The sequence below is a fragment of the Lentzea alba genome (assembly GCF_047445655.1).
Classification (GTDB): domain Bacteria; phylum Actinomycetota; class Actinomycetes; order Mycobacteriales; family Pseudonocardiaceae; genus Lentzea; species Lentzea alba_A.
In genome coordinates this window covers 437,166-451,734 of record NZ_JAJAEG010000003.1, presented here as the reverse complement: position 1 = coordinate 451,734, position 14,569 = coordinate 437,166, and the positions used below count along the sequence as shown (strand labels likewise).

12 protein-coding genes are annotated in these 14,569 nt (G+C 69.3%); 5 read left to right on the top strand and 7 right to left on the bottom strand.

What is annotated here, in order from left to right:
• Window positions 1-99 precede the first annotated feature (99 nt).
• Window positions 100-549, top strand: coding sequence for an Lrp/AsnC family transcriptional regulator (locus LFM09_RS07615; RefSeq protein ID WP_414095575.1), 450 nt, complete (start codon window positions 100-102; stop codon window positions 547-549).
• Here the strand turns inward: LFM09_RS07615 and LFM09_RS07610 are convergent.
• The 3 genes from LFM09_RS07610 to LFM09_RS07600 form a co-directional block, all read right to left on the bottom strand.
• Window positions 539-916, bottom strand: a complete 378-nt coding sequence (locus LFM09_RS07610) for a hypothetical protein (protein WP_414095574.1) — start codon at window positions 914-916, stop codon at window positions 539-541. The genes LFM09_RS07615 and LFM09_RS07610 overlap by 11 nt on opposite strands.
• Window positions 917-962: 46 nt before the next feature.
• Window positions 963-1,517, bottom strand: coding sequence for an EF-hand domain-containing protein (locus tag LFM09_RS07605; RefSeq protein WP_414095573.1), 555 nt, complete (start codon window positions 1,515-1,517; stop codon window positions 963-965).
• Between the two features lie 100 nt (window positions 1,518-1,617).
• Window positions 1,618-3,849: a S8 family serine peptidase gene (locus tag LFM09_RS07600; protein WP_414095572.1), complete on the bottom strand. Its 2,232-nt coding sequence runs from the start codon at window positions 3,847-3,849 to the stop codon at window positions 1,618-1,620.
• A gap of 289 nt (window positions 3,850-4,138) precedes the next feature.
• On the opposite strand from LFM09_RS07600, the gene LFM09_RS07595 reads away from it, so the two are divergent.
• Window positions 4,139-5,092, top strand: coding sequence for a hypothetical protein (locus LFM09_RS07595; protein ID WP_414095571.1), 954 nt, complete (start codon window positions 4,139-4,141; stop codon window positions 5,090-5,092).
• A gap of 61 nt (window positions 5,093-5,153) precedes the next feature.
• Window positions 5,154-5,564 carry a Calx-beta domain-containing protein gene (locus LFM09_RS07590; RefSeq protein ID WP_414095570.1) on the top strand — a complete coding sequence of 137 codons (411 nt, stop codon included), beginning with the start codon at window positions 5,154-5,156 and terminating at the stop codon, window positions 5,562-5,564.
• Here LFM09_RS07590 and LFM09_RS07585 read toward each other — a convergent pair.
• The 3 genes from LFM09_RS07585 to LFM09_RS07575 form a co-directional block, all read right to left on the bottom strand.
• Window positions 5,542-8,322, bottom strand: coding sequence for a tetratricopeptide repeat protein (locus LFM09_RS07585; RefSeq protein ID WP_414095569.1), 2,781 nt, complete (start codon window positions 8,320-8,322; stop codon window positions 5,542-5,544). The two genes, LFM09_RS07590 and LFM09_RS07585, sit on opposite strands and share 23 nt — an antisense overlap.
• Before the next feature lie 68 nt (window positions 8,323-8,390).
• Window positions 8,391-9,554: an ATP-grasp domain-containing protein gene (locus LFM09_RS07580; RefSeq protein ID WP_414095568.1), complete on the bottom strand. Its 1,164-nt coding sequence runs from the start codon at window positions 9,552-9,554 to the stop codon at window positions 8,391-8,393.
• Window positions 9,555-10,208: 654 nt separating this feature from the next.
• Window positions 10,209-10,487, bottom strand: coding sequence for a DUF4342 domain-containing protein (locus LFM09_RS07575; RefSeq protein ID WP_414095567.1), 279 nt, complete (start codon window positions 10,485-10,487; stop codon window positions 10,209-10,211).
• A gap of 243 nt (window positions 10,488-10,730) precedes the next feature.
• Between LFM09_RS07575 and LFM09_RS07570 the strand changes: the two genes are divergently transcribed.
• Both LFM09_RS07570 and LFM09_RS07565 read left to right on the top strand, forming a co-directional pair.
• Window positions 10,731-12,935, top strand: coding sequence for a catalase (locus LFM09_RS07570; protein WP_414095566.1), 2,205 nt, complete (start codon window positions 10,731-10,733; stop codon window positions 12,933-12,935).
• 11 nt (window positions 12,936-12,946) lie between these two features.
• Window positions 12,947-13,357 carry an ankyrin repeat domain-containing protein gene (locus tag LFM09_RS07565; RefSeq protein ID WP_414095565.1) on the top strand — a complete coding sequence of 137 codons (411 nt, stop codon included), beginning with the start codon at window positions 12,947-12,949 and terminating at the stop codon, window positions 13,355-13,357.
• On the opposite strand, the gene LFM09_RS07560 is transcribed toward LFM09_RS07565, so the two are convergent.
• Window positions 13,342-14,481, bottom strand: a complete 1,140-nt coding sequence (locus LFM09_RS07560) for a glutamate--cysteine ligase (protein ID WP_414095564.1) — start codon at window positions 14,479-14,481, stop codon at window positions 13,342-13,344. The two genes, LFM09_RS07565 and LFM09_RS07560, sit on opposite strands and share 16 nt — an antisense overlap.
• Window positions 14,482-14,569 lie beyond the last annotated feature (88 nt).

Here is a 14,569-nt window from a genome sequence, read left to right as displayed (position 1 = left end):
TAGATCCGCGCGTGAGTGCGAGACGATTGACTTCGTGCGACGATTCAGCCGATCCAACTGGCCCGGTCCGTCGGGTCATTGACCTCGGGAGCGAGACACGTGGACACGGAGCTGGACGAGATCGACCGCCGGATCCTGCGCGAGCTGGAGGCGGACGGCCGGCTGTCCGGGCGAGCGCTGGCCGAACGCGTGACGATCTCACGGGCGAACGCCTACGCGCGTTTCGAACGCCTGGTGGCCGACGGCGTGATCACCGGCTTCACCGCGCGGGTCGACCCGGTCAAGGTCGGGCTGACCACGTCGGCCTACGTCGCCATGACCGTGCGGCAGCACAACTGGCGCGACCTGCAGGCCCAGCTCCGCGCGATCCCCGAGGTGCGGCACATGGCACTCATGGGCGGCGAGTTCGACGTGATGCTGCTCGTCCGGGCGGAGGACAACAACGCGCTGCGCCGGGTCGTGCTGGAGCAGCTGCAGACGATCCCCGGCGTCCTGTCGACCAAGACGTTCCTGATCTTCGAGGACGCCGAGAACCCGGTCACCCCTTGATGCTGCCGGACAGCTGAGCCGTGCTGTTGGTGCCGCCGGAGCTGCTGCCCGAGCTCTGCGTCAGCGGCTCACCGTTCGCGAAGCTCTTCGCGAGCACGCTGCCGCCTCCGTGGTGCAGGACCAGCTTCCACTCGTGCGGGCCGCTCTCCTGCGGGAACTCGAGGTCCCTGTTCCACGGCAGGGTCACCGACCTCTCCTCGGTGGTCTTGCCGTCGACGGTCAGCTCCAGCGACGAGATGGTCGCCGTCCCGGTGACCTCGAGTTTGATCACGTCCAGCGCGGGCTTCACCGGAGCGCCGGGCTCGGTGGCGGCGCAGCCCGCGAGCAGCGTCATGACCAGCAACGTCAGGGCGAACCGTCGACTCATGCGGCAAGCGTCGCAAGAGCCGTCCGGTACCGGTCCCGATCGTGTGTCAGGCGGGCTGCAGCGACGCCGGGTACAGCCAGCTGCCGGGCGTGTCCTCGGCGGGGTTCGTGTAGTACTCGTGCACGGCGTCGACGTACTCCTGCAAGCTGATCGTGCCGTCGCCATCGGTGTCCAGATGCGCGAACGCGGTCGCGCACTCGGCCTCGGACAGGCCGCGCGCCTTCAGCAGCACCGCGAACTCGTTCGCCTCGACGTGGCCGTCGCCGTTCGCGTCCACGATCGCCAGCAACGACTCCGCGGCCTCGAGGAACATGTCGTCGAACCGCTCGACGTCGACGAAGACCGCGGCCATGGCCTCGCGGTACTCCTGCGGCGTGATGCGGCCGTCGCGGTCGGCGTCGCACGCCTCGACCAGCGTGTCCCAGAACCGGTCGGACGTCTCGATCAGCTCGCGGCCGCGCTCGGACGACGCCGGTTCGCCGAGCGCCTGCAGCAGGCGGTTGGCCAGGGCGTAGAGGTCGGCGAGCTCGATGGCGCCGTTGCCGTTGACGTCGTAGTGGGCGAACGTCGCGTCGATCCTGTGCCGCAGCACCTCGTTCATGAAACGCAACTGTGGTGGATGAGCGGGCCGGACGCAAACCCGGGTCGCCCAGCAGGGTGGATCGCCCCGGCCGCCGAGCAGCCGGGGCGATCAACTCCTGCTACGAGGCGAGCGGGACGTCACCTCCGATGCCCCATTGCACCGTGAACTGGCCGCGGACGTACCAGTTGCCCTCCCACGGCCGCCACACGGCGAGATCGGTCACGCCGTCGCCGTTGTAGTCACCGGCAACCGGGATGTCGCCACCGATGCCCCACTGGGTGGTGCTGATCCCGCGCACGTACCAGTTGCCCTCGGAAGGCCGCCACACGGCCAGATCCGCAACGCCGTCGCCGTTGTAGTCACCGGCAACCGGGATGTCGCCACCGATGCCCCACTGGGTGGTGCTGATCCCGCGCACGTACCAGTTGCCCTCGGAAGGCCGCCACACGGCCAGATCCGCCACGGCGTCGCCGTTGTAGTCGCCCACAACAGGAACGTCACCGCCGATACCCCACTGAGTCGTGCTGATCCCACGCACGTACCAGTTACCGTCGGAAGGCCGCCACACCGCGAGATCCGTGATGCCGTCACCGTTGTAGTCAGCCGCCACAGGGATGTCGCCGCCGATACCCCACTGAGTCGTGCTGATCCCGCGCACGTACCAGTTGCCCTCGGAAGGCCGCCACACGGCCAGATCCGCCACGGCGTCGCCGTTGTAGTCGCCCACAACAGGAACGTCACCGCCGATGCCCCACTGTGTGGTGCTGATCCCGCGCACGTACCAGTTGCCCTCGGAAGGCCGCCACACAGCGAAGTCCGTTACGCCATCACCGTTGTAGTCGCCCGGAACCGGAATGTCGCCACCGACGCCCCACTGGACGATGCCGATGCCGCGCACGTACCAGTTGCCCTCGGAAGGCCGCCACACGGCGTGATCCGTGACGCCGTCGCCGTTGTAGTCGCCAGGAACCGGGACGTCGGCGCCGATGCCCCACTGGGTGGTGCTGATCCCGCGCACGTACCAGTTGCCCTCGGAAGGCCGCCACACGGCGTGATCCGTGACGCCGTCGCCGTTGTAGTCGCCAGGAACCGGGACGTCGGCGCCGATGCCCCACTGGGTGGTGCTGATCCCGCGCACGTACCAGTTGCCCTCCGACGGACGCCAGACCGTCAGATCCGTTGTGCCGTCACCGTTGTAATCGCCTTCCGGGCCCCAGCGGGTGAAGAGCGAGTACAGCAGCCGGTTCGGCGAGCCCGCGCCCGGACCGCCGACCACGCCGGCCGTCGCGTTGCGGACGATGGCGTCGTGCACTCGCGCGGCAGGGGCCGCCGGGTGCCGTTGGAGGTACAGCGCCGCCACGCCGGCCACGTGCGGCGTGGCCATCGAGGTGCCGCTGATCGAGTTCGTCGCCGTGTCACTGGTGTTCCACGCCGACGTGATGCCGACGCCAGGTGCGAACAGGTCGGTGCAGCCGCCGAAGTTCGAGAACGTCGCCCTGGTGTCGTTGATGGCCGTGGCGTTCACCGTCAGGGCCTGCGCGACCCTGGCCGGTGAGGTCTGGCAGGCGTCGGCGTTGGAGTTGCCCGACGCCACCGCGTAGGTGATGCCCGACGCGATCGAGTTGCGGATCGCCGTGTCCAGCGGGTCGAACGCGCCACCGCCCAGGCTCATGTTCGCCACCGCCGGCCTGACCGCGTTGGCGGTCACCCAGTCCACGCCGCTGATCACACCGGCGAAGCTGCCGCTGCCGGCGCAGTTCAGCACCTTGACCGCGACCAGCCGGACCGCTTTGGCCACACCGTACTCCGCGCCACCGATCGTGCCCGCCACGTGCGTGCCGTGGCCGTTGCAGTCGGTGTTGTTGCCATCTCCTGTGGTGTTGGTGCCCCAGCTCGCACGTCCGCCGAACGTCGCGTGCGAGATGCGGATACCCGTGTCGATCACGTAGGCGCGGACGCCTCCCGCGGTCGGCCCGTAGTGGTAACGCTGGTCCAGCGGCAGGTTCCGCTGGTCGATCCGGTCCAGTCCCCACGACGGCGGGTTGACCTGAACGGCGTCGATCGTGACCACGGCGTCCTGGTACACCGCCTGGACGCGGGGATCACGCGCCAACGCCTTGGCGTTCGCCGCGTTGGCGTTGACCGCGAAACCCTGCAGCGCGTGCTGCCAGCTCGCGGTCACTTTTCCGTTGTACTGCTTGGCGAGCGAGCCTGCGCTCGTCGCCGCCACACCGTTGCGGAGCACGACCACGTACTGGTCCGCGATCGCCTTCCCGTTCGGTGCGGCGATGACCACGCCTTCCGCCGCCGAAGCGGTCGCCACAGCGGTCGACATCCCCGTCGCGGCCACCAGGATCCCTACAAGCGCACGTCGTATGACGCGTCTGCCCGAGGTTTTCACAAACGCCCCTCTCGTTCGAGACAAGCCTTGTGCAGGCGCACTTTTGCGCCCGTGGAGGAGGTCGTCCCAGCCGTCGTTTCGCTACCGGAAAAACCAGGTTCCTACCCAAATGACTCCGTAGGGACCACCCGGCTAGGCGAGGTGCCCGCGCCCTTCGCTGCTCCGACAACAGCACTACAACGTCGCCACAACAGCACGCCGCTACTTCTTCGGTTGGCAGACCTCAACCTTGGAGGACATGGTGAAAGCCAAACTGGCGACAGTGCTGGCGGTGTTGCTGGCGATGGTGACGCTCGCGGCGCCGGCCGCGAACGCCACGCCGTACTACCGCGACGTCTTCATCCGCGACAACACCAGCGACGTCGGATCCGAGCCCAGCGGCGGCAGCATCTACTACAGCCCGGACATCAAGGTGTGCTGGACGCCGGCGCCCTGCCTGGTGTCGAAGAACCCCCGCGTGGGCATGGACAACTACGTGTTCGTCACGCTGAGACGCAAGCCCGGCGGCATCGGCTCCGTGGACGGGCACCTCCACCTGTACCGCAGCAGCCTCGGCGGCGGAACCGCCTGGCCGGCCGGGTGGACGTACATCGACACCGCGACCACGAGCGTGCCGACCGGCGGCACCACGGTGATGATCACCTGGCCGTGGTGGAACGTGCCCGGCCCCGGCCACTTCTGCCTGCTCGCCAGGTGGGCGTCGGGTGCGGACCCGATGACGTTCGCCGAAGGCGTCAACACCCAGCAGAACGCCCAGCGGAACAACAACATCGCGTGGCGCAACGTCGACTCCGTGCGGGTCTTCCCGTTCAAGGCCGTCCAAGTGCCGTACACGATCGGCAACCCGGAGCGCGCCGACTCCAGGCAGAGTCTCATCATCGAGCAACCACGGCCGTTCGCCGGCGTCGTGACGCTCGACCTCGGGCAGGAGCTCGCCGCGCGGTGGAAGGCCTCCGGACAGCGCGGTGTCGGGGTGAAGCAGGTGAGCGAGACGAAGGTCCAGATCGTCGACCCGAAGTTCGCGCGCCTCGACGGACTGACGCTCAAGGGTGAGGAGCGCATCGAGACCGCGCTGACGTTCGAGACCGAGAAGGAAGCGGAACCGGCCGAGCTGCACGTGCGCCAGGTCGACGCGCAGGGCGTGGATCTCGGTGGTGCGCAGTACCTCGTCAACGAAATCGAGAAGGACTGAGTATCACCGCCGGTGGGTCAGTCTCCGTTGTTCGGAGACTGACCCACCGAAAGGGTTGTCAATGAAGACCATCATGGTGTTGTTGCTGCTGTTGCTCGGGATCGTGCCCGCGCACGGAGCAGCGGACTGCAAACCGCCGGACTGCCCGATCGTCGTGGACGCGTTCGACGGGCCGGTGCACGAGATGGAGGGCCCGTACACCGCGGTGCTGAAGCTGCGCAACGGCGCGGCGAGGCAGAACGTCGAGGTGTCGTACCGGTTCGTCGACGGCACCGCGAAGCTCGGTGAGGACTACCAGGCTCAGCCGCGCGGAACGGTCACGATCAAGGCGGGCGAGACCTCCGCCGGTGTGCCGTACTCCGTGACGCGCGTGACGCCGGAGAAGAAGCAGTTCTCGTTGGAGCTCACCTCGGTGAAGCCCGGTCAGGCCGGCAAGAAGGTCGCGGTGTTCACGATCGCCGGCAGGAGCTGAACAGCGCAACCGCCCGGGCCCAGTGCCTGGCGGCCTCGGTCCACCGCCCGCACCGGCCCTCCAGGTCGGCGAACGTGCGGTGGACCTGGGCCAGCTCGAAGTCGTCCGGTGCCTGGGTCCTGACCGCGAGCGCGGCCGTGAGGTGGTCGCGGGCGGCGGCGAGGTCGCGCAGCGCGAGCGCGGCCTCGCCGAGGCGGCGCAGGGTCGTCGCCTCGCGGTGCCGGTCGCCGAGCGCGCGGCACACTTCCAGTGCTCGTGCGAGGTGTTCCAGTGCCACAGCGGGATCGCCGAGTGCCAGCTGGGTGACGCCGAGGTCGGTCAGCGCGTCGGCTTCGAAGCGGTGGTCGGTGATCTCCCGGCTGATCCTGAGCGCGTCGGCGAAGTAGAGCAACGCCTGCGGGAGATCGGCGAGCTGGTGGAAGGCGTTGCCCAGCGACATCAGCGTGGCCGCCTCCAGCCGCGCGTTCTCCTTGGCGCGAAACGTCTCCAGCGCCGCGAACAGCGGTTCGGCCGCCAGGTCCGGCCGGCCCATCCGCACGTAGGTGTAGCCGAGGTTGCGGCGGGCGAGCGCCACGCCCTCCTCGTCGCCTGCAGCTCCGTGCACGCCCATCGCCGCGCGGTAGGACTCCAGCGCCCGTTCGAACTCGCGCAGCTCGGAGTGCGCGTTGCCGATGTTGTTGTGCAGCCGTGCTTCTCCGCGCAGGTCGCCGGCCTCGCGCACCAGGGCGAGCGCTTGTCGTTGCACCACCATGGCTTCGGCGATCCGTGAGGTCATCTGCAGCGCGATCCCCAAGCCCCGCAGCATTTCCGCCTCGGCGCGCCGGTCGCCGAGCGCTCGGGCGGCCTCGACGGCGTGCTCGCACTGCTCGACCCGCGCTGCCCAGTTGCCGCGTGCCTCGAAGTAGCTCGTCAGCAGGTAGGCCAGTTGCCACGTCTCACGGTGCAGGCAGTTGCGTGCCGCCAGGCGGATCACATGCAGCAGGTTGTCGCGTTCGGCGTCCAGATAGGCGAGCACCGCGGCGCGGTTCGCCGGGAACGGGAGGTCGTCGCTCGGCGGGCGCGTCACGAGGTCGTGGCGCGGGTTGAGGACCTCGTTGGCCGCGTGGGCGACCGTGAGGTACCGGTCGAGCAGTCGTTCCACGCCGTCGCCGATGTCCGCGCTCTGCCGGGCGAACAGCCGGATCAGGTCGTGCAGCCCGTACCGGCCGTTGCCCGTCTCGTTGACGAGGTGTGACGCCACGAGCTCGTCGAGCCCCGGCCCCAGCGCGTCGGCGAGGTCGGCCGGGAAGCTCGCGCCGGGATGTTCGCCGAGCACGCGGAACAACGACGCGGCCTGCGGGCTCAGCGTCCGGTGGGCGCTGGCGAACACGGTGCGGACCGTGCGGTCGTCCCCGTCGACCGTCAGCACGTCCAGCGGGTCGTTGCGGGTGAGCTCCCGCACGAGGTCGGCAATCCGCCTGCCGGGCCTGATCGCGAGCCGCGCGGCCGCGATGCGCAACGCCAACGGCAATCGTCCACAGTGGATGGCCAGGTCAGCTGTCGCGTCCGACTCCGCGTGCACCCTTTGCGCACCGAGGATGTCGGACAGCAGGGCTTGCGCTTCTCTCTCGCTCAGCAGGTCGAGGCTCACGGTGTGCACGGCGTGACGGGTGCCGAGCGCCGAGAGCGTGTCCCGGCTGGTGATCAGCAGCAGGTTCCCCTGGTCGCCGGGCACGAGCGGCAGAACATCCCGCGCGCGACGGACGTCGTCCAACAGGATCAGCACTCTCTTGCCGTGCAACAAAGTCCGGTACAGCGCGGTCGGATCGGCGGGTACCCGATCCGCGGGGACGCCGAGGCTGTGCAGCATCTCGGTCAGCGCCCTGGCCGGCGTGAGCCGTTGCAGATCCAGGAAGACCTGCCCGTCGGGGAAGTGCTCTGCGACGCGGTGCGCCCACTCGACGGCGAACGTGGTCTTGCCGACCCCGGCGACACCGGAGACCACGACGATCGGCGGCAGGCCTTTGAGCGCGTCGAACTCGGCCTCACGCCCGGTGAAGTGCCCGGCGCGGGCGGGCAGCTGGGCGGGTCTCGCACTGTGCAGGGCGGGATCACGCCGCAGGATGGCCGTGTGCAGGGCGGTCAGGTCCGGGCCCGGATCAGCACCGAGCTCGTCGGCGAGCCGATGCCTCAGGTTCTTGAACGCTTCGAGCGCCTCGGAATGCCTTCCGTCGAGGTGCAACGCGCGCATCAGCAACCCGACGAGCCGCTCCCTGGTCGGGTGGCCGACCACCAGCCGTTCCAGCTCCTCGACCGCGTTCTGGCGGTCGAGCCGGTCGCCCCAGTACGCCTCCAGCGCGGCGATCCGCTGTTCCCGCAACCGCCCGATCTCCGCACGTCCCCACCCGAACAGCTCTGTACCCGCCAGCGGCTCGCCCCGCCACAGGCCCAGATCCCTGGTGCGGTCGAAGGTCTTCGCGTCGACCACCGCGTCGAGCTGGTAGCCACCGGGCTTGGTCGTGAGCGCGCCCGGCATACCGCAGTCGGTCAGTGCCTGCCGCACCCGCGCGACGTGGCTGTGCAACGACCGCACGGCCGTACGTGGGGGATCATCGCCCCACAGCACGTCCACGAGGTGGTCGACCGAAACCGGTGAGCCCGCGCGGAGGGCCAGCACCGCGACAATGCTCCGTTGGCGGGCGCCGTTCAGCTCCGCGCGACCGTGCGGGCCGCACACCTCCACCGGCCCGAGAATCCGGACCTCCCCTGCTGCCCCCACACTGCTTTACGTTAGCCCGCAAGAGGTTGTGCAGGCATAGGTGATCCTTGTACTGCCGATAAACGGAACTAGGAGAACCAGGTCAGGTCGAGTGCGCGTGCGACGTCTTCGTCGAGCTGGTCCGGATCGTGATGCCACAACAGCACCGACGCACCGATCAGCCCGCCGTCGGACCGGTTTCCTTCCCTGCCGACCCGGCGAACGTGGACCTCGTGCTCGCTGCGCAGACCAGTCAGGTCCGGCTCGTGGAACCTCTGGCCGGGCATGACCGCCGGCCACAGCCACGCGGCCTGGACGTCCTGCGCGACCGGCTCCGGCACCGGCAGCCCCGCCTGCATCCTGAGGTTCGCCACCTCGAGCTGCACACCGGCGTGGAGCTTCGCCAGCTCCGACACCAGCGCACCCGGTGCCCGGCCCGCGACCTCCAGCACCACGAGCTCACCGGCACCGTTCACCGCGAACTCGGTGTGCACCACGAAGGCACCCTCACTGCCCAACGCGCGCACGACCCGTTCGTTGAACTCGTGCACGGCCGCCGTGAACGCCGACTCCTGTTCGGTGACACCTCCGAGCGTCCGCCCGGCGTGCACGCCCATCAGCGGCCCCAAGTACCGGCCGACCTGCACCGGCGTGATCGCGCCGTCCCGCACCAGCGCGTTGACGTGGTGCAACGTGCCGTCGACGAACTCGTCGACCTGCCACCCCGCCTCACCGTCGTGCTCAGCCAACCACTCGCTCACGTCCTGCGGCGTGCGCAGAACCGTGACACCGCGCGAGTTCGCCTCCTGCCGCGGTTTGACCACGGCGGGCAACCCGAACTCGATCAGCGCGGCCGCGGTGACAAGGGGCTCGAAGGCGTGGAACCGCGGCACCCGCACCCCAGCGGCCGCAAGCAGCCGCTTCATCACGACCTTGTCCAGGTACGCGGCCGGCTGCCGCGGATGCCGCGACGCCAGGCCCAGCTCCGCCCGCAGCCGCGCGCAGTCGGCCAGGCAGTACTCGTCGTTCGTCACGACCTCGACCGGCCCGTCGAACCCGCTTGCGCACTCCGGCCACTTCTCCCGGTCCAGCACCGCGACCTCAGGAGCGGGACCGGTGACGTCCTCGCGCAGCACCTCGTCCGCCGGCCCGTCGGTCACCACGAGCAGGTCGAACTCTGCCGCGGGAAACGCCACGGCCGGAGCGGCTGTGAACGGCTGCTTCGACTGCAGCGCAACGATCGTCGTCCTCATAGGTGCCCCCAACCCGTCACGGTCGAGCGTCCCGCACCCTCACGCTCTCCCGCTACGTGACCCAGGTCATGGGCACGAGACAGGCGAGCAGGTTGCCGGACGTTGTGTCCATCGCTCGCCGAGCGGACCTGCGCCTGGCCCCTGATGACGTCCGCGAGCACCGAGCCTTTTCCATCCTGATCTTGCGAGTCAGGAACGGCGACGATGGGATCGCTCTCACGGCGTGTCGCGGTGCGACGCGCCCACGCCGAGCACAGTTGGTTGCAGGTGGAGTGATCGCTGGGCGGCCACCTCGGCACTTTTCCGCAACCGACTCAAGATCACCCGCCCGGCTGCGTACCCGATCGCGCACGTCGTCGATGAACGGAACCCTCATCCACCTGAGGTGGATGAGGGTTCCGTTCATCGCGAGCGAGAGGACCACGCCTCGCTGGACCATCAACCGCGGCCTGGCGCTGGCCGCGTTGTGCACCGCGATCATCGACGCCGGGCACAGAGGTCACCGAGCCGTACGTCTTCCCCTACCTGACCCACGAGGACCGGCAGTGGGACGACCTGCCCACCGCGCTCTCCTGGGGCAGGCAGATGTTCAGCGAGCTGGGGCTGATCCAGCACTGAGGCGACCCCGCCGCGCCGAGCGCGGCGGGGTCATGACTACACCTGCTCGGCGTCGACCGTCGTCGCGGGCTGCCGGCGGTCCTCGACCTTGATGTCGCACTTGGCGACCAGCGCTGCCCCGGCACCGATCGTCGTGGCCACCGGAGCGGCCAGCGCTGCGACCAAACCAAGAGCCACAGGCACCTCCAGCACCACGTGGTCCTTGCTGTCACGCACGACCACATGACGGTTCATGCCCTCGCTGACCAGCCCGCGAACGGCTCCGACAACGGAGTCGACAGCGGTGCGGGCGGACTCGGGCTTGGCTTCGCTCATGACTCTCCTCGAACTGTGGATCTCCCCGACGACTCCAGCTTGCCCGCGGCCCGGCGCCCTGCCATCAGGGTTTCCCCTGACCTCCGCCTGATTCACCCCTCAGGAACCCGAGCGGGTGCAGGGGGCCGAGATCGTTCCACTGTGGACCGAGACTTTCCTCGGCGCGACGAATCAGCCCAGCGGTGCATAGACCGTACTCGCACGGGTACTGCCTGGATACGTTCCCGCACCGAGGAGGATGCAGTGGCTGCTCACAAGCCGGGCAAGCTCGTGAAGGCAGCGCTGGAGAAGGCGGTGGACAAGGTCGCCGAACTGGTGAACCCGCCGATTCCCGGCGCCCCGACCAGCGAACCGCCCTCTTTCGACGAGCCGACCGAGCCGCGCGGACCGTTGCCGCCGAAGCCGGACCAGACCGGGCCCGAGACGGTGTCGCCGACGGGCGCGAGCACCGGTGCTCCGCAGCTGGTCAACGGCCAGCAGGGCGACTTCCTCACCACATCGGCCGGCGCGCGGCTGTACGACACGGACCACTCGTTGAAGGCCGGCGAACGCGGCCCGACGCTGTTGCAGGACCACCACCTGCGCGAGAAGATCACGCACTTCGACCACGAACGCATTCCGGAGCGGGTGGTCCACGCCCGCGGCTACGGCGCACACGGCGTGTTCGTGGGCTACGGCACAGCTGCGAACGTCTGCATGTCGGCTTTCCTCGGCGACGGCGTCGAAACACCGGTGTTCGTGCGGTTCTCGACCGTTCTGGGCTCGCGAGGATCAGCGGACACCGTGCGCGACACCCGCGGGTTCGCGACGAAGTTCTACACCCAGCAGGGCAACTTCGACCTGGTCGGCAACAACATCCCGGTCTTCTTCATCCAGGACGGGATCAAGTTCCCGGACGTCATCCACGCGGGCAAGCCGCACCCGGACCGGGAGATCCCGCAGGCGCAGAGCGCGCACGACACGTTCTGGGACTTCGTGTCCACCCACACCGAAGCCACCCACCACGTCATGTGGAACATGTCCGACCGCGGGATCCCCCGGTCCTACCGCACGATGGAGGGCTTCGGCGTCCACACGTTCCGCCTCGTCAACGCCGACGGGGGGACCTCGCTCGCGAAGTTCCACTGGAAGCCGAAGCTGGGCGTGCACTCCCTCGTGTGGGAGGAGGCGCAGATGATCAGCGGCTTCGACCCCGACTTCCACCGCCGCGACCTCGCCGACGCCATCGAGTCCGGAGCGTACCCGCAGTGGGAGCTCGGCCTGCAGGTCCTGCCCGACACGCCTCGGCAGACGTTCGACGGGATCGACCTGCTCGACCCGACGAAGATCGTGCCGGAGGAGCTCGCGCCGGTGCAGCCGGTCGGGATCCTGACGCTGAACCGGAACCCGCTGAACTACTTCGCGGAGACCGAGCAGGTCGCGTTCCACCTCGGAAACCTGGTGCCGGGCATCGACGTCACCGACGACCCGCTGTTGCAGGCCAGGCTGTTCTCCTACCTCGACACCCAGCTGAGCAGGCTCGCGGGACCGAACTTCAACCAGATCCCCATCAACCGCCCGCACGCGCCGGTCAACGACATGCTCCGCGACGGGTTCCACCAGCACGCGGTGCACGCCGGCGTCGCCCCGTACCGGCCGAACAGCCTCGACGGCGGCAACCCGTTCGAGGCGGGGATCGAGGAACGGCCCTTCGTCGAGGTGGCGCAGCCGTTGCCGAAGGCCGTGAAGATCCGGCAGTCACCCACGTCGTTCGCGGACCACTTCACGCAGCCGAGGCTGTTCTGGCTGAGCCTCTCGCCGGTCGAGAAGGAGCACCTCGTGCAGGCGTTCACCTTCGAGCTCGGGAAGTGCTACGAACAGACCATCAAGGAACGCGAGCTGCTGGTGCTGGCCAACGTCGACCCGACGCTGTGCGCCGAGGTGGCCAAGGGACTCGGCCTCCCGGCGCCCGCCGCCACCGTGCGGCCGAAGAAGGTCGTGCCGAGTCCTGTCCTGTCGCAGATCGGGCAGACCTGGCCGACCGACGGACGGATCATCGGGATCGTGGTCGACCCGGCCGATCTCGACGGCGTGCGGACGGTCCGGGAGACGATCCTGGCGGGCGGGATGGTGCCGCTGCTGATCGCCCCGACCGGCGGGCCGCTCACCGCCGACAGCGGCCTGGTCGCGCAGCGCACGTTGCTCACCGCGCGATCCGTCGAGTTCGACGCCCTGCTGCTCGCAGGTGCACCGGACGACCCGCGCGTCGTCCTCATGATCCAGGAGTGCTTCCGCCACGCCAAGGCGATCGGCGCCTGGGGCAACGGACGCGCCGCCGTCGAAGCCGCCGGGTACACCACCGAGGCGGGGATCGTGATCAACGACGACCCGTCGGACGTCCTCAAGGCGGTGACGATGCTGCTCGAAGCCCACCGGGTGTGGGAACGCTTCCCCGCGACGATCTCCTGAGGAGTCCGGTCGTGACCGACGCGCTCACCGAGCAGGAACTCTCCTTCCTGCGCGAGATGTTCGACCTCGCCCGCGCCGGCGACACGGCGAGGCTGGCCGAGGCGGTCGACGCCGGGATACCGGTGAACCTCACCAACAGCGCGGGCGACTCGTTGCTGATCCTGGCCGCCTACCACGACCACCCGGAGACGGTCGGGGCGTTGCTGGAGCGGGGCGCCGACACCGGGCGGGTCAACGATCGGGGACAGACAGCGCTCGGAGCGGCGGTCTTCCGCCGCTCCGAGCGCTCCGTCGGTCTGCTCCTGAACGCGGGTGCGGACCCCGCCCTCGGGCCGAGGTCCGCGCTCGACATCGCCCGGTACTTCGACCTGCCGGAGATGCTGGCGTTGCTGACCTCCAACGCGTCTCAGGCAGAGGTCTGACGCGGCTCGGCCGAGTCCGCGCGGTCGACGTCGAGCAGCCTCAGCAGCGGCTCGACCTGACCCTTGGCGAACACCCGGCGTTGGCGGTCGGCGCCGCATCCCTGGCTGTCGAGCAACCGCAGACCTCGTTGTAACGCAGGCAGGTCACCGTTGGCCTCCAGCACCGGCATCAGCCCGCGGACCATGTCGTCCAACTGCTCCCGCAGCGGCCGTGACCTGCCGGACAGCACGTCCAGGGTGCTCCCCCGCAGGCCTTCGTTGGCTGCGCCCCAGCACGCCTGCCGAAGCGTCTCCTGGGCGACCGGCTCCGCCTGCACGCCGCGTCCGGCGTCGTGCACCGCCCGCGCGACCAGAGCGCGAACGAGAGCCGCGAGCAGCACCGCGTCGTCGACACTCGCCGCGACGTCCGAGATCCGCACCTCCACGGTCGGCAGGTCGGTGGCCGGCCGGACGTCCCAGTAGGCCATCGCCCGGTCCAGCGCGGTGCCCGCCGCGATCATGGTGTCGCAGAGCTCCTCGTAGTGCTGCCACGAGGTGAAGAACGGCGGCGGACCCGACACCGGCCAGCGCGACCAGATCGTCGAACGCCAGCTCGCGAAGCCGGTGTCCTCGCCCTCCGAGAACGGCGAGTTCGCGGTCACCGCCGCCAGCACCGGCAGCCACGGCCGCAAGTGGTTGCACACCTGAACGGCGGTCTCCCGGTCCGGCACGGCGACGTGCACGTGGCATCCGCAGATCAACTGCTGCTCCGCCAGCGCGCCGAACTCACGGGCGATCCGCCGGTACCGCAGGCTGTCCGTGATCTCGCCCGTCGCATGCCCCAGCGGTGGCGCCCCGACGGCGATGACCCGGCACCCGGCCGCCCGCGCGGCCTGAGCGACCACGCGCCGTGTCTCCAGCAACTCGCGGCGAACCTGTTCCGCGTCATGGCACACCGAGGTGTTGGTCTCCACCTGCGCACCGGTCAGCTCGTGCTCCAGGTGCAGACCGAGCTGCTCACGCGCCACGGTGACGACCTCGTCCGCCCGGTTCACCGGTATGCCGGTCACGGCGTCCACCAGGAGGAACTCCTCCTCCACACCGACCGTCGGCCCCCAAACGTCCTTCGATGGAGCCTTTTCCACGTCTCACCAACCTGCTCGTGGCGGGGATGCCCGCCGTGGAATCGGGAACCGCCGAATACCCGTTCGGGGCAAGGGGAAACGTACCGGT